The sequence below is a fragment of the Pseudomonas sp. WS 5011 genome, assembly GCF_012985775.1.
Lineage (GTDB): Bacteria > Pseudomonadota > Gammaproteobacteria > Pseudomonadales > Pseudomonadaceae > Aquipseudomonas > Aquipseudomonas peli.
On record NZ_JAAQXA010000002.1, the window covers coordinates 253,534 to 278,809 of the forward strand.

Genomic DNA, 25,276 nt, shown 5'->3' on the forward strand with positions numbered 1-25,276 from the left:
GAATGACCTTAAAAGGCGACTCCCGCAATAGCAAATTCCCGTTGTTTATGGGGGCATAAAAAAGTGCCAGGAGCACTTTTTAACGTCACGCAGTGACGGCCCGGAGGGGGGCCGCCAGGGATGGCGGCCATAAACAACGGGAATGCGAGCAGTCAGACAGCAGGTAAGTGAGGGATCAGGTGCGGTATTCGGCGTTGATCTTCACATACTCGTGGGACAGATCGGTAGTCCAGATGGTCTCGCTGCAGCCGCCACGGCCCAACTCGATGCGGATAGTGATCTCTTCCTTGGCCATCACTGCAGCGCCCTGCTCTTCGGTGTAGCTGGCAGCGCGGCAGCCACGGCTGGCGATGCACACGTCGCCGAGGAATACGTCGATCAGGCTGACATCCAGTTGCGCCACGCCCGCACGGCCCACGGCGGCGAGAATGCGCCCCCAGTTGGGGTCAGAGGCAAACAGCGCGGTCTTGATCAATGGCGAATGGGCCACGGCGTAACCGACGTCCAGGCATTCCTGATGGGTTGCACCGCCGTTGACCTGCACAGTGACGAACTTGGTCGCGCCTTCGCCGTCGCGCACGATGGCCTGGGCCACCTCCATGCACACGCCGAACACCGCTTCCTTGAGTTTGGCGAACAGGTCGCCGCTGGCCTGGGTGATTTCCGGCAAGGCTGCCTTGCCGGTGGCGATCAGCATGCAGCAGTCGTTGGTCGAGGTATCGCCGTCGATGGTGATGCGGTTGAACGACTTGTTCGCCGCATCGCGCAGCAGATCCTGCAGCACGGCCTGAGCAACCTTGGCGTCGGTGGCGATATAACCCAGCATGGTCGCCATATTCGGCTTGATCATCCCGGCGCCCTTGCTGATACCGGTCACAGTGACGGTGACGCCATCGTGTACAAACTGGCGGCTGGCGCCCTTGGGCAGGGTGTCGGTGGTCATGATGCCGGTGGCGGCTTCGGCCCAGTGGTTCTCGGACAGATCGTCGAGAGCCGCCTGCAGTGCGCCCTCGATCTTCTCGACCGGCAGCGGCTCACCAATTACCCCAGTGGAGAACGGCAGCACGGCGCCCTCATCCACGCCAGTCAGCTGCGCCAAGGCAGCGCAGGTGCGCATGGCATTCTGCAGACCCGGCTCGCCGGTACCGGCGTTGGCGTTACCGGTGTTGGTCAGCAGGTAGCGCACACTGCCGAGCACACGCTTCTTGGCCAGGATGACCGGCGCGGCACAGAACGCATTGAGGGTAAACACTCCCGCTACGCTGGAGCCTTCGGCACATCGCATCACTACCACATCCTTGCGCCCTGGGCGTTTGATGCCCGCCGAAGCGATGCCCAGTTCGAAACCTGGAACCGGGTGCAGGGTAGACAACGGGCCAAGACCAACAGCCATAGAGACGCTCCTTAAGGTGGTAGGACTTATTGCGATGGTAAAACGCCGCGAGCGGTCGGACCGTTCGCGGCGTTAATCAAGCGGGTTCAAGCATAGCCAACTTCACTGTCGGCTCAACCCTCGGTACACGGCAGGCTCAGTTGACCTGACCGTGGCAATGCTTGTACTTCTTGCCGGAACCACAAGGGCACGGTTCATTACGGCCAATCTTCGGTTCGGTACGCACCGGCGCTACGGCAACCGCCTGGTCACCCTCTTCATCACTGGCCTGCGACTGCAATGCCGACGCCTCGGCGTGCTGGAACTGCATGCGCTCGGCTAAGGCATCGGCCTCGCGGCGCAGACGGGCTTCTTCTTCGGCTGGGTCTTCGCGGCGCACCTGTACATGCGAGAGCACGCGGATGGTGTCGCGCTTGATCGAATCCAGCAGCTCCTGGAACAGGGTGAAGGACTCGCGCTTGTACTCTTGCTTCGGGTTCTTCTGCGCGTAGCCGCGCAGGTGAATGCCGTGACGCAGGTGATCCATAGTCGACAGGTGGTCTTTCCACAGGTCGTCGAGCACACGCAGGAGAATCTGCTTCTCGAAGGTACGTAGCGCTTCGGCGCTGGCTTCGTTTTCTTTCTCGTTGTAGGCGTTGACCAGTTCTTCGAGAATGCGCGAGCGCAGGGTTTCTTCATACAGTTTGTGGTCGTCGTCGAGCCACTGCTGGATCGGCAGACGCAGGTTGAAGCTGCTGTACAGCGCCTCTTCCAGGCCGGCGATATCCCACTGCTCGGGTAGCGACTGCGGCGCGATATGTTCGTTGATGGTGTTATCCAGCACTTCCTGACGGAACTCGGCGATGGTCTCGCCGATGTTGTCGGCAGCCAGCAGCGTGTTGCGCATGTGATAGATCACTTTGCGCTGCTCGTTGGCCACGTCGTCGAATTCCAGCAGTTGCTTACGCATGTCGAAGTTGCGTCCTTCAACCTTACGTTGGGCCTTCTCGATGGCGTTGCTGACCATGCGGTGCTCGATGGCTTCACCGGACTGCATGCCCAGGGCCTTCATAAAGTTCTTCACCCGATCCGAGGCGAAGATGCGCATCAAGCTGTCTTCCAGCGACAGGTAGAAACGGCTGGAACCCGGGTCACCCTGACGGCCGGAACGACCGCGCAGCTGGTTGTCGATACGCCGCGACTCATGGCGCTCGGAGGCGATCACATGCAGACCGCCCGACTCGATCACCTGCTGGTGACGCTTCTGCCAATCGGCCTTGATCTGCGCGATCTGCTCAGGTGTGGCGTTCTCCAGGTTGGCAACTTCAACTTCCCAGTTGCCGCCCAGCAGGATGTCAGTACCGCGACCCGCCATGTTGGTGGCAATGGTCAGCGCGCCCGGACGACCGGCCTGGGCAATGATTTCCGCTTCCTTCTCGTGGAACTTGGCGTTGAGCACCTTGTGCTCGATACCTTCCTGATTGAGCAGCTTGGACATGTGCTCAGAGGTTTCGATGGTGGCCGTACCGACCAGCACCGGCCGGCCCAGCGCCATGCTTTCCTTGATGTCGGTGACGATGGCGGCGTACTTCTCTTCCGCAGTCAGGTAGACCAGATCGTTGAAGTCCTTACGCGCCAGAGCACGGTTGGTCGGGATCACGATCACCGCAAGGCCATAGATCTGGTGGAACTCGAACGCTTCGGTATCGGCCGTACCGGTCATGCCGGACAGCTTGTTGTAGAGGCGGAAGTAGTTCTGGAAGGTGGTCGAGGCCAGGGTCTGGCTTTCGGCTTGGATCGGCAGGCCTTCTTTGGCCTCGATCGCCTGATGCAGGCCTTCGGACAGACGACGACCGGGCATGGTGCGGCCGGTGTGTTCGTCGATCAGCAGCACCTGGTTGTTCTGCACGATGTATTCAACGTTGCGGTTGAACAGCTTGTGCGCACGCAGGCCCGAGTAAACGTGGGTCAGCAGACCCAAGTTGTGCGCCGAATACAGGCTCTCGCCTTCAGCCAGCAGGCCGACCTCAGTGAGCATTTCTTCCACGAACTGGTGGCCAGCTTCGTTCAGCTCGACCTGGCGGGCCTTCTCGTCGACCTTGTAGTGGCCTTCCTGGGTGACCACGCCCTCTTCTTCCTCAACATGCAGCTTGAGGCGCGGGATCAGCTTGTTGATCTCGGTGTAGAGGCGCGAGCTGTCTTCGGCCTGGCCGGAGATGATCAGCGGGGTGCGCGCTTCGTCGATCAGAATGGAGTCAACTTCGTCGATTACGGCGAAATTCAGCTCACGCTGGAATTTGTCTTCCAGGCTGAAGGCCATGTTGTCGCGCAGGTAATCGAAACCGAATTCGTTGTTGGTGCCGTAGGTGATATCGGCGGCGTAGGCATCGCGCTTCTCTTCCGGCGGCATAAAGGGGGTCACGATACCCACGCTCATGCCAAGGAATTCATAAAGCGGACGCATCCAGTTGGCGTCGCGGCGGGCCAGGTAATCGTTGACCGTAACCACGTGTACGCCTTTGCCAGACAGTGCATTGAGGTACACCGCCAGAGTCGCCACCAGGGTCTTACCCTCACCAGTGCGCATCTCGGCGATCTTGCCTTCGTGCAGGGTCATACCACCAATCAACTGCACATCGAAGTGGCGCATGCCCATCACACGCTTGCCGGCTTCACGGGCTACCGCAAAGGCTTCGGCCAGTAGCTGATCGAGGGTCTCACCTTTGGCCAGGCGGGCTTTGAACTCCTCCGTTTTGGCACGCAGTTGCTCATCGGAAAGGGCAAGCATCTGCTCCTCGAAGGCATTGACGGCTTGTACCGCCTTGAGCATGCGTTTGACTTCACGCTCGTTCTTGCTTCCAAAGAGTTTTTTCAACAAAGGCGCAAACATATCGACAGGATCTTCCAGGCGTATGGATTGAGGGCGGCTGAACAGCGACCCATGCAGCCTTTAGGGCTGCGTGCGAAGGGGGCATTCTACCCGGAAACGCAAACGAGGAAAGCGGCGTTATTCGACGTCGTTGACCCGGGCTATGTAGCTGGCTGGATTGACCACCTGGCCATTCTTGGTGACTTCAAAGTGCACGTGGTAACCACTGGCGCGACCACTACGACCGACCTTGGCAATGGTCTGCCCGCGCTGCACCAGGTCACCGATCTGCACCAGATTGCTCTGATTATGCGCATAAAGCGTGGTATAGCCATCCGCATGACTGATGCCTACGGTATGCCCATAACCCGACTTGACCCCGGAGAAGCTCACCACGCCAGCCGCGACGGCAACCACATCACTACCCGGCTTGGCGGCAAAATCGACACCTTTATGCTGGGTATTGCGCCCGGTCAACGGGTGCACGCGGCGGCCGAATGGCGAGGACATGTAGCCATGGCGCACCGGCATGCCGGACAGGTATTCAGCCTCGCTCAACTGACGCTCACCGATCAGTTGCTCCAGCACCTCAAGCAGTTGCTCGCGACTATCCAGACGTAGGCTCAGGCGATCAAGCTCATCCATAAACGGCGGCGGCGCATACGCGGCATCACCCAGCGCATCTTCAGCACCGCCCTGGCCGACATTAAGAGAGAAATCAAATTCACTGGCATCCAAATCTGCCAGCTCGGTCAGGCGTGCACCCAGCGCATCCAGGCGAGTCAAGCGCGCCTGCAATTCGGCCACATGCACGGCAAAAGCATCCAGCTGACGCTGCGCATTACGACGCACCTCACCGACCTCGGCGCGCTGCTGATCCATAGCCAAGTTGAGCTGGGTGTCGTCATGCACCTCAACTGTCGCCGGCGCCCACCAGGCGCCAACGGCCACACCACCGGCCAACGACGCGCCGAGCGCCAGCAGTAATGCCAACAGTAACCAGCGGAGATCCAGGCTGAGCGAGCGTGCGGCACCGTGATGCCGACTAAGTAGAATGATGTGCAAGGCGTTCCCCTAGTGGTGAACCGTCAGTCGGCAGCAGCGATTCTGCTACCATGGCGGCTTCACTTTTTCAGGCGTCCTGCCATGACTTTTCGTCCTTTGCCAGCCCGGGCTCCCGCCGCACTGTTGCGCGAAGCGAAACCCCTGAAGGCACTGTTCAATCAAGCGCAGCGCATTGATCGCCTACAGCACCTGCTGGAAAGCCAGCTACAGCCCGCCGCTCGCGAACACTGCCATGTAGCGTCGTGGCGCGAGGGCTGCCTGCTGCTGATAATCACCGATGGCCACTGGGCCACGCGCCTGCGCTATCAACAAAAACGCTTGTTGAAACAGCTGCAGGCACTCGAAGAATTCGCGACCTTAACGAAGATCCTGTTCAAGGTGCAACCTCCGACTGCTGAAAGGCATGCACCAAGTCGCACAATTTGCCTATCCAGCAGCGCTGCGGAAAACATTCAGGCCACCGCCGACGGCATCAGCGATCCCAAACTGCGCGCCGCGCTGGAGCGCCTGGCCAAGCACGGCAAACCCAGCGAATAAATACATCACCCAATTACTCGCAGATAAAAAGAGGCCACCCGAAGGTGGCCTCGAAAAGCAAAGTAAGGAGGGTATTGCGTTACACGGCCGCAACCGGGCGCATGTATGAGATTGGCGCAGTGTTGGGATCATCAAAGGTGACGACTTCCCATGCATCAGGCTGCTCGATCAGGGTGCGCAGCAGGCGATTGTTCAGCGCATGCCCCGATTTGAAACCCTTGAACTCGCCAATCAGGCTGTTACCCAGCAGGTAGAGATCACCGATCGCATCGAGAATCTTGTGTTTGACGAACTCGTCCTCGTAACGCAGGCCGTCTTCGTTCAACACGCGGAACTCATCTACCACGATGGCGTTATCTACGCTGCCGCCGAGCGCCAGGTTCTGTGAACGCAGGAACTCGATATCACGCATAAAACCGAAGGTGCGAGCGCGACTGACTTCTTTCACAAACGAGGTGCTGGAGAAGTCCACGCTGGCCGACTGGGTGCGATTGCGGAACACCGGGTGATCGAAATCGATCTCGAAGGTCACCTTGAACCCTTCGAAAGGCACGAAGGTGGCGCGCTTGTCGCCCTCTTCAACTGTCACTTCACGAAGGATGCGAATGAACTGCTTGTGGGCGTCCTGCTCTTGCAAACCAGCAGATTGAATCAGGAATACAAAGGGACCCGCACTGCCATCCATGATCGGTACTTCGGACGCGGAGAGCTCGACGTAGGCGTTATCGATGCCCAGGCCAGCCATGGCCGAAAGCAGGTGCTCTACCGTATCCACCTTGACATCACCATTGACCAATGTGGTCGACATGGTGGTTTCACCGACATTGCCTGCACGCGCGGGAATTTCCACGACAGGGTCCAAGTCGGTACGACGGAACACAATACCGGTGTCCACCGGAGCCGGCTTCAGGGTCAGGTATACCTTTTCCCCGGAATGCAGGCCGACGCCAGTGGCGCGGATAATGTTCTTCAGGGTGCGTTGTCTGATCATGGCTTTGGCCGCTATAGCGCTAGTTGCGAATTGTTTTCAACAATGGCCGGCGATAATAGCAGAACCGGCCTTTGCTGAACACCAATCGCCCCAATGCTCCTGATACATTTCATCAATCGGCCTGACGACGCAAGAAGGCTGGAATATCCAGATAATCCAAGTCGTCCTGCGGGTTCAGCTTAGCGGCAGTAGCAGCGCCGCCGTGGCTTTGACGCTGGACGGTTGGGCGCTCGTAGTCCTTATAGTTAACACTCTGCTCGGCACGGGCCGGGGCTGGCGCACTGTTCGAGCCACTTACAGTGTTAGTAGAAACCTGCACGGTGTTGTCGATAACCTTAACCGGCTTCTCGATACGCGCACCCAGACCAGTGGCAACTACAGTCACGTGCAGCTCGTCGCGCATGTCCGGATCGATTACGGTGCCAACCTTAACGGTGGCGTGCTCGGAAGCGAACTGCTCGATGATGTTACCCACGTCAGAGTACTCACCCAGGGACAGGTCAGGACCGGCAGTGATGTTCACCAGGATGCCGCGCGCGCCTTGCAGGTTGACGTCTTCCAGCAGAGGATTACGGATTGCCGCTTCGGTGGCTTCACGTGCACGGTTAGGACCGCTGGCGCAGCCAGTGCCCATCATCGCCATGCCCATTTCGCTCATCACGGTTTTCACGTCGGCGAAGTCGACGTTGATCATGCCCGGACGCTTGATGATGTCGGAGATACCGCGCACGGCACCAGCCAGAACATCGTCAGCCTTGGCGAAAGCCGACAAGAGGCTGGCGTCCTTACCGAGGATGGTCAGCAGTTTTTCGTTCGGGATGGTGATCAGCGAGTCGACGCTTTCCGACAGCGCGCGGATACCTTCTTCGGCGATCAGCATGCGCTTCTTGCCTTCGAACGGGAACGGACGGGTCACCACCGCAACGGTGAGGATGCCCATTTCTTTGGCCACTTGAGCGATGACTGGGGCTGCACCGGTACCGGTACCGCCGCCCATGCCAGTGGTAATAAAGACCATGTCGGTGCCTTGCAGCACTTCAGCGATACGCTCGCGATCTTCCATCGCTGCCTGACGACCGACTTCTGGGTTGGCGCCAGCGCCGAGACCCTTGGTCACCGCAGTGCCCAACTGCAGCACGGTACGCGCGCCGATGTTTTTCAGGGCTTGAGCATCCGTGTTGGCGCAGATGAACTCAACGCCTTCAATGTTGTTTTTCGCCATGTGATTGACAGCATTACCGCCGCCGCCGCCCACGCCGATGACCTTGATAACTGCACTAGCTGGAGCGCTGTCTACGAGTTCAAACATTTTCCCTCTCCTTTACTTTCTAGTTATAACGCCTACTGCAAAATCAGAAATTGCCCTGGACCCAGCGTTTCAGCCGTTCCAGCACAGGTTGTTTGGGTTCATCGCTGTAGCTGCCAAGCGCAGACATGGAAATGCCATCGGCCTGCTTTTGCAGCCCGTATAGCAGCAGGCCTACGCCTGTGGAATAGATGGGGTTACGCACTACGTCGGCCAATCCTTTGACACCTTGCGGCACGCCCAGGCGCACCGGCATATGGAAAATCTCTTCGGCCAGCTCGACGGCTCCTTCCATCTTCGCTGTACCGCCGGTCAGCACGATCCCAGCCGGGATCAAGTCTTCATAACCGCTGCGACGTAGTTCAGCCTGAATCAGGGTGAATAGCTCGTCATAACGCGGCTCCACCACCTCAGCCAGGGACTGGCGCGAAAGGTCACGGGGTGGACGATCGCCGACGCTGGGAACTTTAATGGTTTCGCCCGCACCAGCCAGCTTGGCCAGCGCGCAAGCATACCGAATCTTGATCTCCTCGGCATACTGGGTCGGGGTACGCAGGGCCATGGCGATGTCGTTGGTGACTTGGTCGCCGGCAATCGGGATCACCGCGGTGTGGCGAATCGCGCCTTCGGTGAAGATGCAGATGTCAGTGGTGCCGCCGCCGATGTCAACCAGGCACACGCCCAGCTCTTTCTCGTCGTCGGTCAGCACGGCATAGGCCGAGGCCAGTTGCTCAAGAATGATGTCGTCCACTTCCAGACCGCAGCGACGCACACACTTCTCGATGTTCTGCGCAGCATTCACGGCACAGGTCACGACGTGCACCTTGGCTTCCAGGCGCACGCCGGACATGCCCAACGGCTCACGCACGCCTTCCTGGTTATCGATCACATAGTCCTGCGGCAGGGTGTGTAGCACGCGCTGATCCGCCGGGATGGCCACGGCCTGGGCGGCATCGAGTACGCGCTCCAGATCCGCGGGGCTGACTTCGCGATCACGAATGGCAACGATGCCGTGGCTGTTGAGGCTGCGGATATGGTTGCCGGCCACGCCGACAAAGGCTGAGTGAATGCGGCAGCCAGCCATCAGCTGGGCTTCTTCTACGGCGCGCTGGATCGACTGCACGGTGGATTCGATATTCACCACCACGCCCTTCTTCAAACCGCGTGACGGATGGGTGCCGATGCCGACGATTTCCAGTTGGCCGTCCGCATTCACTTCACCGACCAGCGCCACCACCTTGGAGGTACCGATATCGAGGCCGACGATCATCTTGCCGCTCTGCACGTTTGCCATGGCTTTCATCTTCTCCTGATTCACTGCACGACAGCGGTTTCAGCCGCTGCGGGCGCTATCGGCTCACGCCATGCCACGGCAAGACCGTTGGCATAGCGCAGATCGATCCGCGCAATATTCGCTTGTTGCTCTTTCAAGGCCTTGTCGTAAATGGCCGTGAAGCGCCGCATTTTTTCCACCAGGTGGTCACGCCCCAGCAGCAGTTCAATGCCCTGCCCAGTGGAGAGGAACCAGCTGCCGCGTTCACGCAGCTCTAACCGAGCCACGGAAAAGCCCATGGGCCGCAGCATCTGACTGAGTACCTGGTATTGCTGCATCACCTGCTGCTGGGCACGACGCGGGCCATACAACTGCGGCAAGTGCTGGTAATTACTCACTTCCTGCGGGGCAAAGGCTTCGCCTTGGTTGTTCAACAGCGCCTCATCACCCCAGCGGGCAATCGGCAATTGCTCTTCCAGACGCACCACCAACTGATCAGGCCATATGCGGCGTACCTGAGCGCTGGCAATCCACGGCATCAGCTCCAGCTCGTGGCGCAGGCTGAGCAGGTCGACACTGAAAAAGCTCGCATTGGCATAAGGCGCAATGCGCTCCTGCACCGCCTGCTGGTTGACGTAGCTGAGGTCGCCCTCAACGCTGATCCGCGCAATCGGCTGATCGGCATAAGGCAACGCACGCAACGACAGCTCATAGGTGCCGTACCCCAGCGCAAGCAGCAACAGCGGCCAGGTCAGGCGCTTCAGCCAGCTGCCCATGCCTGTTAAACGGGCTTTCGGCAGGCTTATCCGCAGGCTGATCGGCTCCTTGGCCACCAAACGGCTGGCGCCGCGCTGCGCAGGCTTACCGCGCACGGGGGCGCGGTTCGAGCCTGGCTGGTGACGCAAGGTGGCCGTCATGACTTAACCCCGCGCCTCAAGGCTGTCGGCAAGAATCGCCAACACCAGTTGTTGAAAATCCAGACCCGCAGCACGGGCTGCCATTGGCACCAGGCTGTGGTCGGTCATGCCCGGCACGGTGTTGACTTCCAACAGCCAGAATTTGCCATCGGCGTCTTGCATCACGTCAGCACGTGCCCAGCCCTGGGTGCCCACGGCCTCACAAGCGCGCGCCGTTAGGTCCTTCAGCTCGGCTTCTTTTTCAGCCGAGAGGCCGCATGGGATGCGGTACTGAGTGTCATTGGCCAAGTACTTGGCGTCGTAGTCGTAGAAGCTGTGCGGCGTGCCCAGAGCAATCGGCGGCAGCACCTGACCGCGCAGCATGGCGATGGTGAATTCCGGACCGGCGATCATCTGTTCGACCAGCACCTGCGAGTCGTAGCGGCTGGCATCTTTCCAGGCAGCGATCAGCGCATCGACGTCATTGACCTTGGCCATGCCAATGCTCGAACCCTCATGGGCCGGCTTGACGAACAGCGGAAAGCCCAGCTCGGCCGCCGCCGCATGGCAGTCGGCTTCGCAGGCCAGCGCCGCGTGTGCCGGCGTCGGCAGGCCAAGGCTCAGCCACACACGCTTGGTGCGCAGCTTGTCCATAGCCAGAGCCGAAGCCAGGATGCCGCTGCCGGTGTAAGGAATTCCGGCACACTCAAGCAAGCCCTGCATCGAACCGTCTTCGCCACCACGTCCATGCAGCACGATAAAGGCCCGGTCGATTTTCTCGGCAGTCAGGCGCTGCAGCAGGTCATCGCCTGCGTCGATGCCGAACGCATCCACACCGGCAGCCAGCAGCGCTTGCAGCACGGCATTACCGGATTTCAGAGAGACTTCACGCTCGGCGCTCTTGCCGCCGAACAGCACGGCCACGCGCCCGAAGGCGCTGACCGGAAATTGTGATTGCAGACTGGCAGCACTCATTTCGACTTACCTTCGGCCGCTGCGAACAGCGGACTTTGCAACAGTTGCGGAGCCAGGCCGCCGATATCGCCGGCACCTTGGCAAAGAAGAATGTCGCCCGCGCGCAGCAGCGGCTTGACGATGGGCGCGAGATCCACACCGCGCTCGATATAGATCGGGTCGAGCTGGCCGCGCTGGCGGATGCTGTGGCACAGGTTGCGGCTGTCCGCCCCCGGAATCGGTGCTTCACCGGCCGGGTAGACTTCCATCAGCAACAACACCTGGGCATCACCGAGTACTTGAACGAAATCGTCATACAGGTCGCGGGTACGGCTGAAACGGTGCGGCTGGTAAACCATCACCAGGCGGCGCTCCGGCCAACCACCGCGTACGGCCTTGATAACCGCCGCGACTTCGCGCGGGTGGTGGCCGTAATCGTCGACCAACATCACGCTACCCCCGTCCACCGGAAGCTCGCCGTAGACCTGGAAGCGTCGACCCACACCCTGAAACTGCGACAGCCCCTGGACGATGGCTTCATCACTGATGCCTTCGTCGCTGGCGATGGCGATGGTGGCCAGGGCGTTCAGCACGTTGTGGTTGCCCGGCATATTCACCGACACGTCCAGCGGCTCGCGGTCGCGGCGCAGCACGGTGAAGAACGTTTGCATGCCCTGCTGACGCACGTTGATCGCACGCACATCGGCATCTTCATCAAAACCGTAGGTCACGGTCGGACGGGCTACCTGTGGCAGGATCTCGCGCACGATCGGGTCATCCACGCACATCACCGCCAGACCGTAGAACGGCAGGTTGTGGAGGAACTCGATGAAAGTTTTCTTCAACTTGTTGAAGTCACCGCCATAGGTGCTCATGTGGTCCATGTCGATATTGGTGACCACCGAGACCATCGGCTGCAGGTGCAGGAAGCTGGCGTCACTCTCATCGGCTTCGGCGATCAGGTAACGGCTGCTGCCCAGCTGCGCGTTAGTGCCGGCGGCATTCAGCCGGCCACCAATCACGAACGTCGGGTCCAGGCCGCCTGCGGCGAACACCGAGGCCAGCAGGCTGGTGGTGGTGGTCTTGCCATGAGTGCCGGCAACAGCAATACCGTGGCGATAGCGCATCAGCTCGGCGAGCATCTCGGCGCGTGGCACCACGGGGATGCGACGCTCAAGGGCCGTGGCCACTTCCGGGTTGCTGGTATTTACCGCGCTGGAGACAACCAGCACGTCAGCTTGCTCGGCATTTTCGGCGCGGTGGCCAATAAATATCTGTGCACCAAAAGTTTCCAGACGCTCGGTCACGGCCGACGCCTTGAGGTCGGAGCCGGAGACTTCATAACCCAGGTTGAGCAGCACTTCGGCGATACCGCACATGCCGGCACCACCGATGCCGACGAAGTGGATGCGGCGAATGCGGCGCATGCGGCGGATTTCCGAACGTGCAGCGGCGGGAGACTTAGCCACGGGCCACCTCCAGGCAGATATCGACAACGGTGCAGGTTGCATCGGGCTTGGCCAGACGACGAGCCGTCTGCGCCATTTGAGTGAGTTGTTCGGGGTGCATCAAAACCTCGGTCAGCTGCGCGGCCAGCTTGGCGGCGTCAGTGGAACGTTGTGGCAGCAGTACGGCAGCGCCGGCACTGGCCAGATAATCGGCATTGCGGGTCTGGTGATCATCGATCGCGTGCGGCAGCGGCAGCAGGAATGCCGGCAGGCCGGCGGCGGCCAGTTCGCTAACAGTCAGCGCACCGGACCGGCACACCACCAGATCGGCCCAGGCATACGCCCGCGCCATGTCCTTGATAAACGGCGCGACCTGCGCTTCGACGTCAACTGCGCGATAGCGTTCAGCGGTAATTGCATCATGTTGCTTGCCGGCCTGATGGAACACTTCAGGGCGCAGCTCAGCCGCCACCAGCGCCAGGGCTTCGGGCAGCAATTTATTCAGCGGTTCGGCGCCCAAGCTGCCGCCCAGCACCAGCAAACGCGGCTGGCGGTTGCGCAGCGAATCACGCGGGGTTTCCAGGAACAGCTCTTCACGCACCGGATTGCCGGTAGTGCGGCGCTTGTCGCTGTTGCCAAAGGTATTCGGGAAGGCTTCGCAGACGCGGCTGGCGAATGGCACCAGGCTGCGGTTGGCGGTACCTGCCACGGCATTCTGCTCGTGGATGATCAGCGGCGCGCCGCTCATGCGCGCGGCCAGGCCACCGGGGCCGGTGACATAACCGCCCATGCCCAGCACACAGACTGGCTGCAGTTCGCGCATCACTTTACGCGCCTGGAACAGCGCCTTGATCAACTGGAACGGCGCTTTCAGCAGCGACAGCTTGCCCTTGCCACGCAGGCCAGTGACGTCTATCAGGTGCAGCGGCAGCCCAGCAGACGGCACGAGTTCATTCTCGATGCCACGCGGCGTACCCAGCCAATGCACGCTGTAGCCACGCGCCTTGAACTCGCGGGCGCAGGCCAGCGCCGGGAATACGTGCCCACCGGTGCCGCCGGCCATGATCAACACATTACCGCGCATGCTGAACCTCCTCGGCAGACTGGCCTTCGAAGAAATCCGATTCTTTGAAGTCGACATCCTCGCTGCCCAGCTGGGTGCGACGCTCCCACTCGATACGCAGCAGCAGCGCCAGGCTGACGCAGCAGATCACCAGCGAGCTGCCGCCGTAGCTGAGGAATGGCAGGGTCAGCCCTTTGGTCGGCAGCAGGCCGACGTTCACACCAATATTGATCAGCACCTGACCGATCCACAGGAACGCCAGGCCGTAAGCCACATAGGCCGAGAAAAACTGCTTGGCCTTCTCGGCCCACAAGCCGATATACAGGGCGCGCACGCTAACGAAGACGAACAGGGCGACGGTAATCAGCGCACCAACCATGCCCAGCTCTTCGGCCAGCACGGCAAATACGAAGTCGGTATGCGCTTCCGGCAGGTAGAACTGCTTCTGCACGCTGTTGCCCAAGCCAACACCGAACCACTCACCACGACCGAAGGCGATCAGCGCCTGGCTCAGCTGGTAACCGGCGCCGTACTGGTCAGCCCACGGGTCGACGAAGTTGGTCAGACGCTCCAGGCGATAGGCCTGGCTGGTCATCACCAGCACGCCAAGGCCGAGTACGCAGGCCGCCAGCGGAATAAAGCGCAGCAGGTTGACCCCGCCGAGGAACAACATGGCGATGGCCGCGCCAACCAGGACCACGGTAGCGCCGAAGTCCGGCTCGGCCAGCAGCAGCGCGGCAATAGGACCCAGCACCAGCATCGGTTTGATAAAGCCGGTGAGCTTCTCGCGCACTTCTTCCTGGCGACGCACCAGGTAGGCGGCGATGAACATCACGCTAAACAGCTTGGCCAACTCGGACGGCTGCAGGTTGAACACGCCCAGGCCGATCCAGCGCTTAGCACCGTTGACCTCACGACCAATGCCCGGCAGCAGTACCAGAATCAGCAGCACCACCGCCGCCAGCAGCAACATGCCGCTGTAACGCTGCCACAGCGCCATCGGCACCAGCAGGGTCACCAGCGCAGCGCCCAGGCCAATGGCCAGATAAATCAGGTGGCGAATCATGTGATAGAGCGGGTTGCCCGATTGCACTGCCGCCACTTCCGAAGAGGCCGAGGCGATCATCACCAAACCCAAGCCGAGCAGCGCCAGGCAACCGGCCAGCAGCGGGAAGTCGATATCGATACCGCGACGGGTATGCAGCGGCGAAGGCGCGGCGAGCAGGCGGGCCAGCATCATTGCAAAGCCTCCACTGCCTGGGCGAACAGACGCCCGCGCTCTTCAAAATTCTTGAACATGTCCAGGCTGGCGCAGGCCGGCGACAGCAGCACAGCATCGCCCTCTTCAGCCAGCTCGGCAGCACGCTGCACAGCCTCCTCCAGGGTCTTGATCCGGATCAGCGGTGCGGCGTCGCCCAGCGCCTCAGCCAGCAACTCGGCGTCGCGGCCCAGCAGCACCACGGCGCGACAGAACTTGCCGACCGGAGCTTTCAGGGCCGAGAAATCCGCGCCCTTGCCATCGCCACCGGCGATCAGCACCAGCTTACCGCTGATATCCGCGCCCAGGCCTTCGATGGCCGCCAATGCGGCACCGACGTTGGTGGCTTTGGAATCGTCGTAGTAGCTCACGGCATTACGCTCGCCAACCCACTGGCAGCGATGCGGCAGGCCGGCGAACTGCTTGAGGGTTGCCAACATCGGCTCGAACGGCAGGCCCACCGCATGGCCCAGCGCCAAAGCAGCCAGGGCGTTGGACTGGTTGTGCGCGCCGCGAATTTTCAGCTCACGCACCGGCAGCAAGCTGTCGAACTGGTAAGCCAGGTATTTCTCGCCACTCTCTTCGAGCAGGCCGAAACGCTTGAAATCCGGCTTGCCCAGGCCGAAGTACCAGCACGGCAGTTGATCAGCTACCAGCGGACGGGACAGCGCATCGTCGCGGTTTACCACTACCTGGCGCGCGCCACGGAAGATGCGGTGTTTGGCCAGGTGATAAGCCGGCAGATCGGCGTAGCGATCCATATGGTCTTCGCTGATGTTCAGGCAGGTTGCCACTTCAGCGTTGAGCTGGTCGGTGGTTTCCAGCTGGAAGCTCGACAGCTCCATGACATACAGCTCGATCTCATCATTCAGCAGGTCCAGCGCCGGGGTACCGAGGTTGCCGCCGACGGCGACCTTCTTGCCGGCCGCTGCGGCCATTTCGCCAACCAGGGTGGTCACAGTGCTTTTGGCGTTGGAGCCGGTGATGGCAACAATCGGCGCTTTGGCATAGCGGGCGAACAGGTCGATATCACCCGACAGCTTGACCCCGCGCGCAGCAGCAGCCTGCAGCGCCGGCGTGGCGATGGCCAGACCCGGGCTGACCAGCAGCTCGCTGGCGCGGCAGAGGAATTCCACATCCAGTTCGCCACAACGCACTTCCACCTGCGGGAACTGCTCACGCAAGGTGGCGAGCTCCGGCGGATTGGCACGGGTGTCGACCACAGCAAACGGCAGGCCCTGGCGTGCGAGGAAACGCACCAGGGACATGCCGCTCTTGCCGAGGCCGACAACGATGCGGAAGTGGTCAGAAGCGATCAGGGTCATGCTGTTATAAGTCCTCAATCCTCAACGCAGTTTCAGGGTGGCAAGGCCGATCAGCACCAGAATCACGGTGATGATCCAGAAGCGCACAATCACGCGCGGCTCAGGCCAGCCTTTCAGTTCAAAGTGGTGATGGATCGGCGCCATGCGGAACACGCGCTTGCCGGTCAGCTTGAAGCTGGCGACCTGGATGATCACCGAGAGGGTTTCCACCACGAAGATGCCGCCCATGATGAACAGCACCACTTCCTGACGGACGATCACCGCGATGGTGCCCAGGGCCGCGCCCAGCGCCAGCGCGCCGACATCGCCCATAAACACTTGCGCCGGGTAGGTGTTGAACCAGAGGAAACCGAGGCCAGCACCAACCAGCGCAGCGCAGAACACAATCAGCTCACCCGCACCCGGCACGTAGGGGATAAACAGGTACTCGGCGAACTTCACGTTGCCCGACAGGTAGCAGAAGATCCCCAGGGCGCCGCCGACCATTACGGTAGGCAGAATGGCCAGGCCATCAAGGCCGTCAGTCAGGTTTACTGCGTTGCTCGAACCGACGATAACGAAGTAGGTCAGCACCACGAAGCCCAGGCCCAGCTCCAGGCTGAAGTCCTTGAGCATTGGCAGAATCAGGGTAGTTTCCACCGGGCTCTGCGCGGTCATATAAAGGAAGAACGCCGCACCGAGGCCGAACACCGATTGCCAGAAGTATTTCCAGCGGCTCGGCAGGCCCTTGGAGTTCTTCTCGATCACCTTACGGTAGTCATCCACCCAACCAATGGCGCCGAACAGCAAGGTTACGGCCAGCACAACCCAGACATAACGGTTGGACAGGTCAGCCCAGAGCAGGGTGCTGACGGCGATGGCCGAGAGAATCAGCGCGCCACCCATGGTTGGCGTGCCTTTCTTCGACAGGTGCGACTGCGGGCCGTCGTTACGTACCGACTGGCCAATCTGACGAATCTGCAGGGTGCGGATCATCCACGGGCCCAGCCACAACGACAGGGCCAGGGCGGTAAGCACGCCGAGGATGCCGCGCAGTGTCAGGTACTGAAACACTGCGAAACCCTTGTGGAACTGTTGCAGGTACTCCGCCAGCAGCAGCAGCATTAGTGAATCTCCCCGGATGCGCCACACAGCGCCACCACGACGTTTTCCATCGCGGCGCTGCGTGAACCTTTAATAAGAACAGTGGTGTCGCCCTGCTCGCTGTGCAGCGCAGCAATCAGGCTGGCCTGGTCGGCAAAATGCCGACCCTGTGTGCCGAATTCTTCAATGGCATACGCCATCAGGGGGCCAACGGCATACACCGCATCGATCTTACCGAGCGCATAGCTGCCGACCTGGCGATGGCCCTGCTCGGCCCAAGCGCCCAGCTCGCCGATATCGCCCAGCACCAGCACACGGCGACCAGGAAAACCGGCCAGGATATCGATAGCTGCGCAGACGGATGTCGGATTGGCGTTGTAGCTGTCGTCGATCACCCGCAGGCCGTTCGGCGCAATCTGCGCAACGGCGCGGCCTTTGACCGGTTGCAGACTTTCCAGCCCGGCCTTGATCGACTCAGGAACCAGGCCCAGCGCCTGGGCAGCCGCAGCAGCAGCCAGGGCATTAGCGACGTTGTGTTCGCCGAGCAGGTTGAGCTGAATACGTGCCTGACCACTGGCGCAATGTAGGGTAAAGGCTGAGCAACCACGGGCGTCGCGGGCCAGTTCGCTGGCATAAACGTCAGCCGCCGGATTAACCAGGGCGAAACTGCTGACGCGGCGACCTTTGGCGCGCTGTTGCCAGATGGCAAAGGCCCGATCATCAAGGTTGAGCACGGCCACACCGCTTTCGCTCAGGCCTTCGAGTATCTCGCCCTTGGCTTCAACAATTTTCTCAGGGCCGCCGAATTCGCCGACATGCGCAGTCCCGGCGTTATTCAGCACGGCCACTTGCGGCTGGGTCAGGCCAACGGTGTAGGCAATCTCGCCGACATGGTTGGCGCCCAGCTCGATCACCCCGGCAACATGCTCAGGCGCTAGCTCCAGCAGGGTCAGCGGTGCGCCAAGATCGTTATTCAGGTTGCCACGGGTGGCCAACACCGGACCTTGCAGACCCTCGCGCAGGATGCTGGCGAGCATTTCTTTGACGGTGGTCTTACCGCTGGAGCCGGTAATCGCCACCACAGGTGCGTTGAATGCCTGACGATTGAGCGCACCCAACTGACCCAGGGCCAGACGGGTATCGGCGACCAGCAGTTGCGGCAGCGGCGCACCCGCCACTTCACGCTCGACCAGTGCCGCCACAGCACCTTTGCTGGCGACTTCAGCCAGGTAGTCATGACCATCAAAGCGCGGACCGGCCAGGGCGACGAACAGCTGGCCCGGCTGAATCGCCCGGCTGTCGCTGCTGACGGCGCTGAATGACACATCGACACCGATCACCCGGGCGCTCAATGGGCCAGCCACTTCGCTCAACCGCAGCGCCTTAAGCATGCGCCACCTCCCATGCGGCCAAAGCGTTGGCCGCTTCGACCAGGTCGGAGAAGGGCTGACGCACGCCGTTGATTTCCTGATAGTCCTCATGCCCCTTACCGGCCAGCACCAGTACATCATCGGCAGACGCGCTGGCGATTAGCTGAGCAATCGCCTGACCACGGCCATGGACGAACTGCACGGCCTCAGGTGTGACGAAACCTGCTCGAATGTCACTGAAAATCTTTGCCGGCGCTTCGGTGCGGGGATTGTCATCGGTGACCAGCACTGCATCGGCTAGACGCTCAACCACCGCGGCCATCAGCGGGCGCTTACCGTTGTCACGGTCGCCACCACAGCCGAACAGGCAAAGCAGGCGGCCTTTGACATGCGGACGTAGGGCTTCGAGGACTTTTTCCAAAGCATCCGGAGTGTGTGCGTAGTCCACCACCACCAGCGGCTGCTTGCCGCCACCCAAGCGCTGCATACGGCCGATGGGGCCTTGCAGCTGTGGCAGCACCTGGAGAATTTCATCCAGTGGGTAATCCAGCCCCAGCAGCGTGCCGACCACTGCCAGTAGGTTGCTCAGGTTGAAGCGCCCGAGCAGTGAGCTGCGCAGGCTACCTTCGCCGCGCGGGGTGACCAGCGTGGCGCGCACGCCTTGCTCGTCAAACTGCGCATCGCGGCAATATAGATAGGCTTCGGCATCGCTCAGGCTGTAGCTGATCAGGCGCGACTCGTGCTCGGCAGCTGCCAGCTCACGGCCAAAGGCATCGTCCAGATTGAGCACCCGGCAACGCAGGCCCAACCAGGCAAACAACGCGGCTTTCGCCTCGGCGTAGGCCTGCATCGAGCCGTGATAGTCCAGGTGATCACGGGACAGGTTGGTCAGCACCGCCACATCAAATGCCAGCGCGGCAACGCGGCCCTGGTGCAGGCCGTGGGACGACACTTCCATCGCCACCGCGCGCGCACCGGCGTTTTTCATGTCCGCCAATGTCGCCTGCACGCCGATCGGATCCGGCGTGGTATGACGGCCCTGTTCAAGCGCGCCATAAAAGCCATTGCCCAGGGTGCCGACGATGCCGCAGCGCTCGCCCAGCAGGTCCAGAGCTTGTGCCAACAACTGGCTGACGCTGGTCTTGCCGTTGGTGCCCGTAATACCGATCAAATGCAGGCCACGGCTTGGCTCGCCATAGAAGCGCCCAGCAATCGCCGACAGCTGATTAGCCAGGCCCTTGAGCGCGACCAATTCAGCGCTGTGCGCGGTCATCACCGCGGCACCTTCGGCTTCATAAGCCACGGCGGAGGCGCCACGGGCAACCGCATCAGCGATGTGCACACGCCCATCCTGCTGGGTGCCGGGCACGGCCAGAAACAGGTCACCAGGACGTACCTTGCGGCTGTCCAGGGTCAATTCACGAATCAGTGTCGAGCTGGCGGCTTGCGGCAGTAACTGATTAAGGGGCATGGGCATCAGATACGCCCTCCTTTAACGGGTGCGGCAGCGGCGGTTTCGACCTTCACGGCTTCAGGTGCTGGCAGATTATCCGGGGCGACATTCATCAAGCGCAGTGCGCCAGCCATGACCTTGCCGAAAACCGGAGCAGAAACCAGGCCACCGTAGTAGCCCCCTTCGCTAGGCTCGTCGATCATGATCACGGCGGCGATACGCGGGTTATCGATTGGCGCAACGCCTGCGAAGAATGAGCGGTACGCCTTATCGACATAGCCCTTGCTGCCGGTTGCAGCTTTACGTGCGGTGCCGCTTTTGCCGCCGACGTGGTAGCCCGGCACCTTGGCCCGCGCGCCGCCGCCGCCCGGTTCTTCAACCACGGACTGGAGCATGCCGAGCACGGTCTTGGCGATCTGCTCGTCAATGACCTGGGTCGTAACCGGCTGGCGATCCAGGCGCACCATCGACAGGTTTACGTTCTTGCCGTCGTTGCCCAGCACCGAGTAAGCGTGCGCCAGTTGCACGGCGGTCACCGAGAGGCCGTAGCCGTAAGCCAGAGTGGCAGTCTCGGCCTGTTTCCAGACGCGGTAGTTGGGCAGGTTGCCAACGCGCTCGCCGGGGAAGCTCAGGCCCGTGTCCTGCCCCAGGCCGACTTGCTGCATCACGGCGTAAATTGGCTCGGCGCCGATATCGAAGGCCACCTTGCTGATGCCGACGTTGCTCGACTTCATCAGAATCTGGGTGAGGTTAAGCACACCGCCGCGCGACACGTCACGAATGGTGTAACGACCGATACGCAGACTGCCGGGGGCGGTGTCTACGGTCATTTCCGGGGTCCAGCGACCCGAGCCGAGGGCGGCAGCGATGGAGAACGGCTTAACGGTCGAACCCGGCTCAAACACGTCGATCATCGCGCGGTTTCGCATAGCAGCCGGCTGCAGGTTACGGCGATTGTTCGGGTTATAGGTCGGCTGATTGACCATGGCTAGCACTTCACCGGTCTGCACATCGAGTAGCACCAGGCTGCCGGCTTTGGCACCGAACTCGGTCACGGCATTGCGCAGCTCGCGGTGTGCGAGGTATTGCAGGCGCAGGTCAATCGACAATGCCAAGGTCTTACCGGCCTTGGCATTCTGAGCAACCTGGACGTCTTTGATCAGCCGCCCGCGGCGATCCTTGAGCACCTGGCGCTTACCAGGCACGCCAGCCAGCCAATCCTCGAAGGCTAGTTCCATGCCTTCACGGCCACGGTCATCAATGTCGGTAAAGCCCACCACATGGGCGGCCACCTCACCTGCTGGGTAGAAGCGGCGGAATTCTTCAATGCCATACACGCCGGGCACTTTCAGGTCGAGAATGCGCTGACCCTGCTCAGGCGTCAGCCCACGCACCAAGTACATGAACTCGCGCTCGTGTGCAGCCGCCAGGCGTGCGGAAAAGGTCTTGGGGTCCTGCCCAAGGGCTGCCGCCAAGGCATCCCACTTGGCCTTACCGCTCTGCAGTTCCTTGCCATTAGCCCACAGGGTGGTCACCGGGGTACTGACAGCCAAAGGCTCGCCATTACGGTCGGTAATCAAACCGCGATGCGCCGGAATCGGGATATGCCGCACGCTGCGCGCGTCACCATGGGCCTGCAGAAAGCTCTGATCGAACACTTGCAGGTCAACAATACGCCAGGCAATCGCGCCCACCATCAGTGCCAGTAGCAGCAGCACCAGACGGAAACGCCAAGGGTAGAGTGCACCTTCAAGACCCATCATGGCGCCACCATCCGTACTTCGGCGGCATCAGGGATACGCATGCTCAAGCGCTCAGTGGCCAGGGTTTCGATACGGTTGTGCGCGGTCCAGGTGCTTTGTTCGAGGATCAAGCGCCCCCACTCAGCCTGCGCTTTGTCGCGCACACTGAGCTCGGCATACAGTTCATTAAGCAGCTGACGGTTCCAGTGCGCGCTGTAGGAAACGCCCACCGCAGATACGAGCACAGCCACAAACAACAGCAGCATCAGCAGACTGCCGCCGGGCAATGGCTTGGCGAATAGCGCGCTCATCGCACTTTCTCTGCAATGCGCATCACCGCACTGCGCGAACGCGGGTTGGCTGCGAGCTCGGCTTCGGAGGCAAATACCGGCTTACCAATCAGTTTCAAGCGTGGTTCGAAGGCTTTCGGGATGATCGGCAGATCGCGTGGCAGCTTGTCCATCTCACCCTTGGCATGCTTGCGCATAAAGAGTTTGACGATGCGGTCTTCCAGCGAGTGGAAGCTGATCACCACCAGGCGGCCGCCCACTTCGAGGCTCTCCAGGGCGGCGTCAAGGCCGCTTTCCAGATCGCCCAATTCATTATTGATATAGATGCGCAGGCCCTGGAAGGCGCGAGTTGCCGGATTCTTGCCCTTTTCCCAGGCCGGATTGGCGACGGTCAGCACCTGAGCCAGGTCGGCGGTGCGGGTAAACGGCTGCTCGGTGCGGCGCAACACCACGGCACGGGCCATGCGCTTGGCAAAGCGCTCTTCACCGAACTCTTTGAAGACCCGCGCGATTTCTTCTTCGGCGGCGCTGGCAATAAAGTCTGCAGCGCTGACGCCCGCATCCGGATTCATGCGCATATCCAGCGGGCCGTCATTCATAAAGCTGAAGCCGCGCTCGGCGTCATCCAGCTGCGGCGACGACACGCCCAGATCCAACAGAATACCGCTGACTTTGCCTGCTAGAGCGCGCTGCGCCAGTTCGTCACCCAGCTCAGCAAAGCTGCGCTGCACAACGACAAAGCGGCCGTCTTCGGCCGCCAGCGCATTCCCCGTCGCAATTGCCAGGGGATCCTTGTCAAACCCCAGCAAGCGACCGTCTGGCCCGAGCTTTTCTAAAATCAGCCGACTATGCCCGCCACGCCCGAAGGTACCATCCAGATAGCAACCATTCGCGCGCACAGCCAGCCCTTCGACAGCCTCGTCGAGTAGCACGGTGATATGGCGGAAATTGCTGGTCATGGTCACAGGATCAGGTCACGTAGGTCGTCAGACAAAGCACCCGGTTGCTTGATCGCGGCCAGATCGGCATCGGCCACAGCATTCCAGGCATCTTCATCCCACAGTTGGAATTTATTGAGTTGGCCGACCAGCATCGCGCGCTTGTCCAGCTTGGCGTACTCGCGCAGACGTGGCGGCACCAGGAAACGACCACTGGCATCCAGTTCAAGATCAACAGCGTTGCCGATCAGCAAACGCTGCAGTCGGCGGTTTTCTTCACGGAAGGAGGCGAGTTCGCGGAGCTTGGCTTCAATCAGCTCCCACTCGGACAGTGGATAGACACACAGGCAGGGATCAATGGCATCAATCGTGACGATAAGCTGGCCGGCGCAACGCGACACAAGCTCGTCCCGATACCGACTTGGCATCGCGAGTCGCCCTTTGGCGTCGAGACTGATGGCGTTTGCTCCGCGAAACACGATCGCGTTTCCCCTTTTTTATTAGCTATCCGTGCCTAAGAAACCCACTTTCTGCCACTTCTTACCACTCGCGCACACTATAGGAACGCACGCCCCCCACCGTCAAGGCACGCTTGGCGGGAAAAATCCTTATAGAACGGCGATTTAGCGAACTTTGAGAGGGTCAAAACGGAGAAATAACGCGAAGAAATGGATATAAAAATGAACATATGCAGCGCGTTGAACTACGAAGTTAAAGTAGTTTATTAAGAGTAAGATTTTTTCGGTCTTAGAAAGGAGGCGAAACAGTGAAGCGGATAAATGAGGAAGGTGGAGAGTCGATCTGTAAGCCGGGTTCTGTCGAGGACAGTCATTCCTCTACGACGTACATCACTGCACGCCTTTAGCAACCTACCCGGTTCCAGCGCGGGCCACGCCAATGGAACCCTATTTGGTCTTGCTCCGAGTGGGGTTTGCCTAGCCACGAACTGTTACCAGTCGCGCGGTGCGCTCTTACCGCACCTTTTCACCCTTACCGGCACCGAAGCGCTTAGGCGGTTATTTTCTGTGGCACTTTCCGTAGGCTCACGCCTCCCAGGCGTTACCTGGCACTCCGCCCTATGGAGCCCGGACTTTCCTCCCCCGCATTACGCAGAACGCAACACGGCAGCGACTGTCCGATCGACTCTCCGTAGGCAAGGTTAACGGCCCGCGCCCTATAGAACAAGGTTTAAACGTCTTTCTGCTGCTCCAGAGCCACCTGATAGAGCAGGTTCTTGCGCACCCCGGTGATCTCTGCCGCCAGCGCCGCTGCGCGTTTCAGCGGCATTTCCGCCAACAGCAGATTCAACACACGCATGGCTTCGGCACTGACAGCCTCGTCGCCTTCCGGCGCCTGCCAACCCGCGACCAGCACCACACATTCGCCGCGCTGTTGATTACTGTCGGCAGCCACCCAATCGGCCAGCTCAGCCAACGGCAGACCTTTCAGCGTTTCAAAGGTCTTGGTCAACTCACGCGCCAGCAACGCCAGGCGCTGATCGCCAAACACCGACTGCATATCCTGCAGGCATTCGAGAATGCGATGCGGCGCCTCATAGAAGATCAGCGTGCGCGACTCCTCCCTGACCTGCTCAAGGCGCGCGCGCCGCCCTGCGGCCTTGGCGGGGAGAAAGCCTTCGAAAATAAAGCGATCCGACGGCAAGCCTGCAGCAGACAACGCAGCAATCAGTGCGCAGGCGCCTGGTACGGGCACCACGGCAACGCCCGCAGCGCGCGCCTGGCGCACCAGGTGATAACCCGGATCAGAAATCAGTGGCGTGCCCGCATCAGAGATCAACGCCACATCATCGCCGGCCAGCAGCCGCGCGAGAAAGCGCCCACCCTGATCGCGCTCGTTGTGCTCATGACAGGCTGCCAGCGGCGTACCGATGCCAAAATGCTGCATCAGGCGTGCGGAATGGCGGGTGTCTTCGGCAGCAATCAGAGCCACGCTGCGCAGGATAGTCAGCGCGCGCGCGCTGATGTCATCCAGGTTGCCGATGGGTGTAGCAACCACATAAAGACTGCCCAAAGGCGAATTCGC

21 protein-coding genes and 1 other RNA gene are annotated in these 25,276 nt (G+C 60.8%); 1 reads left to right on the forward strand and 21 read right to left on the reverse strand.

The window, feature by feature from the left end; all coding sequences use genetic code 11:
• Positions 1–175: 175 nt before the first annotated feature.
• The 3 genes from argJ to HBN63_RS03555 all read right to left on the reverse strand — a co-directional run bounded on the left by argJ (position 176) and on the right by HBN63_RS03555 (position 5,306).
• A complete protein-coding gene (gene argJ / locus HBN63_RS03545; RefSeq protein WP_170048418.1) occupies positions 176–1,393 on the reverse strand; it encodes a bifunctional glutamate N-acetyltransferase/amino-acid acetyltransferase ArgJ in 1,218 nt (405 codons plus the stop codon).
• 136 nt (positions 1,394–1,529) lie between these two features.
• Positions 1,530–4,262: a preprotein translocase subunit SecA gene (secA, locus tag HBN63_RS03550; RefSeq protein ID WP_170048419.1), complete on the reverse strand. Its 2,733-nt coding sequence runs from the start codon at positions 4,260–4,262 to the stop codon at positions 1,530–1,532.
• Between the two features lie 117 nt (positions 4,263–4,379).
• Positions 4,380–5,306, reverse strand: a complete 927-nt coding sequence (locus HBN63_RS03555) for a M23 family metallopeptidase (protein WP_170048420.1) — start codon at positions 5,304–5,306, stop codon at positions 4,380–4,382.
• Between the two features lie 81 nt (positions 5,307–5,387).
• Here HBN63_RS03555 and HBN63_RS03560 point away from each other — a divergent pair, with 81 nt between their 5' ends.
• Positions 5,388–5,843, forward strand: coding sequence for a DciA family protein (locus HBN63_RS03560; protein ID WP_170048421.1), 456 nt, complete (start codon positions 5,388–5,390; stop codon positions 5,841–5,843).
• Between the two features lie 79 nt (positions 5,844–5,922).
• Here HBN63_RS03560 and lpxC read toward each other — a convergent pair whose 3' ends face one another.
• The 18 genes from lpxC to rsmI form a co-directional block, all read right to left on the reverse strand.
• Positions 5,923–6,834, reverse strand: a complete 912-nt coding sequence (lpxC, locus tag HBN63_RS03565) for a UDP-3-O-acyl-N-acetylglucosamine deacetylase (protein WP_090249100.1) — start codon at positions 6,832–6,834, stop codon at positions 5,923–5,925.
• Positions 6,835–6,946: 112 nt separating this feature from the next.
• Positions 6,947–8,143 carry a cell division protein FtsZ gene (gene ftsZ, locus HBN63_RS03570; protein ID WP_170048422.1) on the reverse strand — a complete coding sequence of 399 codons (1,197 nt, stop codon included), beginning with the start codon at positions 8,141–8,143 and terminating at the stop codon, positions 6,947–6,949.
• 43 nt (positions 8,144–8,186) lie between these two features.
• The gene (gene ftsA / locus HBN63_RS03575) at positions 8,187–9,434 is read right to left on the reverse strand and encodes a cell division protein FtsA (protein WP_090251236.1); all 1,248 of its coding nucleotides are present in this window, start codon (positions 9,432–9,434) and stop codon (positions 8,187–8,189) included.
• Positions 9,435–9,454: 20 nt separating this feature from the next.
• Positions 9,455–10,330, reverse strand: coding sequence for a cell division protein FtsQ/DivIB (locus HBN63_RS03580; protein ID WP_170048423.1), 876 nt, complete (start codon positions 10,328–10,330; stop codon positions 9,455–9,457).
• A 3-nt stretch (positions 10,331–10,333) separates the two neighbouring features.
• Positions 10,334–11,284: a D-alanine--D-alanine ligase gene (locus tag HBN63_RS03585; RefSeq protein ID WP_170048424.1), complete on the reverse strand. Its 951-nt coding sequence runs from the start codon at positions 11,282–11,284 to the stop codon at positions 10,334–10,336.
• Positions 11,281–12,690, reverse strand: coding sequence for a UDP-N-acetylmuramate--L-alanine ligase (gene murC, locus HBN63_RS03590; protein WP_222931702.1), 1,410 nt, complete (start codon positions 12,688–12,690; stop codon positions 11,281–11,283). Before murC ends, HBN63_RS03585 begins: the two co-directional genes overlap by 4 nt.
• A 34-nt stretch (positions 12,691–12,724) precedes the next feature.
• Positions 12,725–13,795: an undecaprenyldiphospho-muramoylpentapeptide beta-N-acetylglucosaminyltransferase gene (murG, locus tag HBN63_RS03595; protein WP_170048425.1), complete on the reverse strand. Its 1,071-nt coding sequence runs from the start codon at positions 13,793–13,795 to the stop codon at positions 12,725–12,727.
• Positions 13,785–15,011 (reverse strand): putative lipid II flippase FtsW, encoded by a 1,227-nt coding sequence (ftsW, locus tag HBN63_RS03600; RefSeq protein ID WP_170048491.1) that lies wholly within the window; start codon positions 15,009–15,011, stop codon positions 13,785–13,787. Before ftsW ends, murG begins: the two co-directional genes overlap by 11 nt.
• Entirely contained in the window at positions 15,011–16,357 is a 1,347-nt protein-coding gene (gene murD / locus HBN63_RS03605) for a UDP-N-acetylmuramoyl-L-alanine--D-glutamate ligase (RefSeq protein WP_170048426.1), read from the reverse strand. The genes ftsW and murD overlap by 1 nt, the downstream gene beginning before the upstream one ends.
• Before the next feature lie 21 nt (positions 16,358–16,378).
• Complete coding sequence (mraY, locus tag HBN63_RS03610; protein WP_167142529.1) at positions 16,379–17,461, reverse strand: phospho-N-acetylmuramoyl-pentapeptide-transferase; 1,083 nt, start codon at positions 17,459–17,461, stop codon at positions 16,379–16,381.
• A complete protein-coding gene (gene murF, locus HBN63_RS03615) occupies positions 17,461–18,831 on the reverse strand; it encodes a UDP-N-acetylmuramoyl-tripeptide--D-alanyl-D-alanine ligase (RefSeq protein ID WP_170048427.1) in 1,371 nt (456 codons plus the stop codon). The genes mraY and murF overlap by 1 nt, the downstream gene beginning before the upstream one ends.
• On the reverse strand, positions 18,824–20,287 hold the full coding sequence (locus HBN63_RS03620) for a UDP-N-acetylmuramoyl-L-alanyl-D-glutamate--2,6-diaminopimelate ligase (protein WP_170048428.1): 1,464 nt from the start codon (positions 20,285–20,287) through the stop codon (positions 18,824–18,826). Before HBN63_RS03620 ends, murF begins: the two co-directional genes overlap by 8 nt.
• On the reverse strand, positions 20,287–22,023 hold the full coding sequence (locus HBN63_RS03625; RefSeq protein ID WP_090249122.1) for a penicillin-binding transpeptidase domain-containing protein: 1,737 nt from the start codon (positions 22,021–22,023) through the stop codon (positions 20,287–20,289). Before HBN63_RS03625 ends, HBN63_RS03620 begins: the two co-directional genes overlap by 1 nt.
• Positions 22,023–22,316 (reverse strand): cell division protein FtsL, encoded by a 294-nt coding sequence (gene ftsL / locus HBN63_RS03630; RefSeq protein WP_170048429.1) that lies wholly within the window; start codon positions 22,314–22,316, stop codon positions 22,023–22,025. The genes HBN63_RS03625 and ftsL overlap by 1 nt, the downstream gene beginning before the upstream one ends.
• Positions 22,313–23,254, reverse strand: coding sequence for a 16S rRNA (cytosine(1402)-N(4))-methyltransferase RsmH (rsmH, locus tag HBN63_RS03635; RefSeq protein ID WP_170048430.1), 942 nt, complete (start codon positions 23,252–23,254; stop codon positions 22,313–22,315). Before rsmH ends, ftsL begins: the two co-directional genes overlap by 4 nt.
• A gap of 2 nt (positions 23,255–23,256) precedes the next feature.
• Positions 23,257–23,712, reverse strand: a complete 456-nt coding sequence (gene mraZ, locus HBN63_RS03640) for a division/cell wall cluster transcriptional repressor MraZ (protein ID WP_090249128.1) — start codon at positions 23,710–23,712, stop codon at positions 23,257–23,259.
• A 309-nt stretch (positions 23,713–24,021) separates the two neighbouring features.
• An RNA gene (gene rnpB, locus HBN63_RS03645) (RNase P RNA component class A) lies at positions 24,022–24,380 on the reverse strand.
• Between the two features lie 41 nt (positions 24,381–24,421).
• On the reverse strand, positions 24,422–25,264 hold the full coding sequence (gene rsmI / locus HBN63_RS03650; RefSeq protein ID WP_170048492.1) for a 16S rRNA (cytidine(1402)-2'-O)-methyltransferase: 843 nt from the start codon (positions 25,262–25,264) through the stop codon (positions 24,422–24,424).
• Between the last annotated feature and the right edge of the window lie 12 nt (positions 25,265–25,276).

Bases quoted from the DNA above. Each gene is read 5' to 3' on its own strand.
- argJ (WP_170048418.1), bottom strand. From the start codon at position 1,393: ATGGCTGTTGGTCTTGGCCCGTTGTCTACCCTGCACCCGGTTCCAGGT.
- secA (WP_170048419.1), bottom strand. From the start codon at position 4,262: ATGTTTGCGCCTTTGTTGAAAAAACTCTTTGGAAGCAAGAACGAGCGT.
- HBN63_RS03560 (WP_170048421.1), top strand. From the start codon at position 5,388: ATGACTTTTCGTCCTTTGCCAGCCCGGGCTCCCGCCGCACTGTTGCGC.
- lpxC (WP_090249100.1), bottom strand. From the start codon at position 6,834: ATGATCAGACAACGCACCCTGAAGAACATTATCCGCGCCACTGGCGTC.
- ftsZ (WP_170048422.1), bottom strand. From the start codon at position 8,143: ATGTTTGAACTCGTAGACAGCGCTCCAGCTAGTGCAGTTATCAAGGTC.
- ftsA (WP_090251236.1), bottom strand. From the start codon at position 9,434: ATGGCAAACGTGCAGAGCGGCAAGATGATCGTCGGCCTCGATATCGGT.
- HBN63_RS03580 (WP_170048423.1), bottom strand. From the start codon at position 10,330: ATGACGGCCACCTTGCGTCACCAGCCAGGCTCGAACCGCGCCCCCGTG.
- HBN63_RS03585 (WP_170048424.1), bottom strand. From the start codon at position 11,284: ATGAGTGCTGCCAGTCTGCAATCACAATTTCCGGTCAGCGCCTTCGGG.
- murC (WP_222931702.1), bottom strand. From the start codon at position 12,690: ATGCGCCGCATTCGCCGCATCCACTTCGTCGGCATCGGTGGTGCCGGC.
- murG (WP_170048425.1), bottom strand. From the start codon at position 13,795: ATGCGCGGTAATGTGTTGATCATGGCCGGCGGCACCGGTGGGCACGTA.
- ftsW (WP_170048491.1), bottom strand. From the start codon at position 15,011: ATGCTGGCCCGCCTGCTCGCCGCGCCTTCGCCGCTGCATACCCGTCGC.
- murD (WP_170048426.1), bottom strand. From the start codon at position 16,357: ATGACCCTGATCGCTTCTGACCACTTCCGCATCGTTGTCGGCCTCGGC.
- mraY (WP_167142529.1), bottom strand. From the start codon at position 17,461: ATGCTGCTGCTGCTGGCGGAGTACCTGCAACAGTTCCACAAGGGTTTC.
- murF (WP_170048427.1), bottom strand. From the start codon at position 18,831: ATGCTTAAGGCGCTGCGGTTGAGCGAAGTGGCTGGCCCATTGAGCGCC.
- HBN63_RS03620 (WP_170048428.1), bottom strand. From the start codon at position 20,287: ATGCCCATGCCCCTTAATCAGTTACTGCCGCAAGCCGCCAGCTCGACA.
- HBN63_RS03625 (WP_090249122.1), bottom strand. From the start codon at position 22,023: ATGGGTCTTGAAGGTGCACTCTACCCTTGGCGTTTCCGTCTGGTGCTG.
- ftsL (WP_170048429.1), bottom strand. From the start codon at position 22,316: ATGAGCGCGCTATTCGCCAAGCCATTGCCCGGCGGCAGTCTGCTGATG.
- rsmH (WP_170048430.1), bottom strand. From the start codon at position 23,254: ATGACCAGCAATTTCCGCCATATCACCGTGCTACTCGACGAGGCTGTC.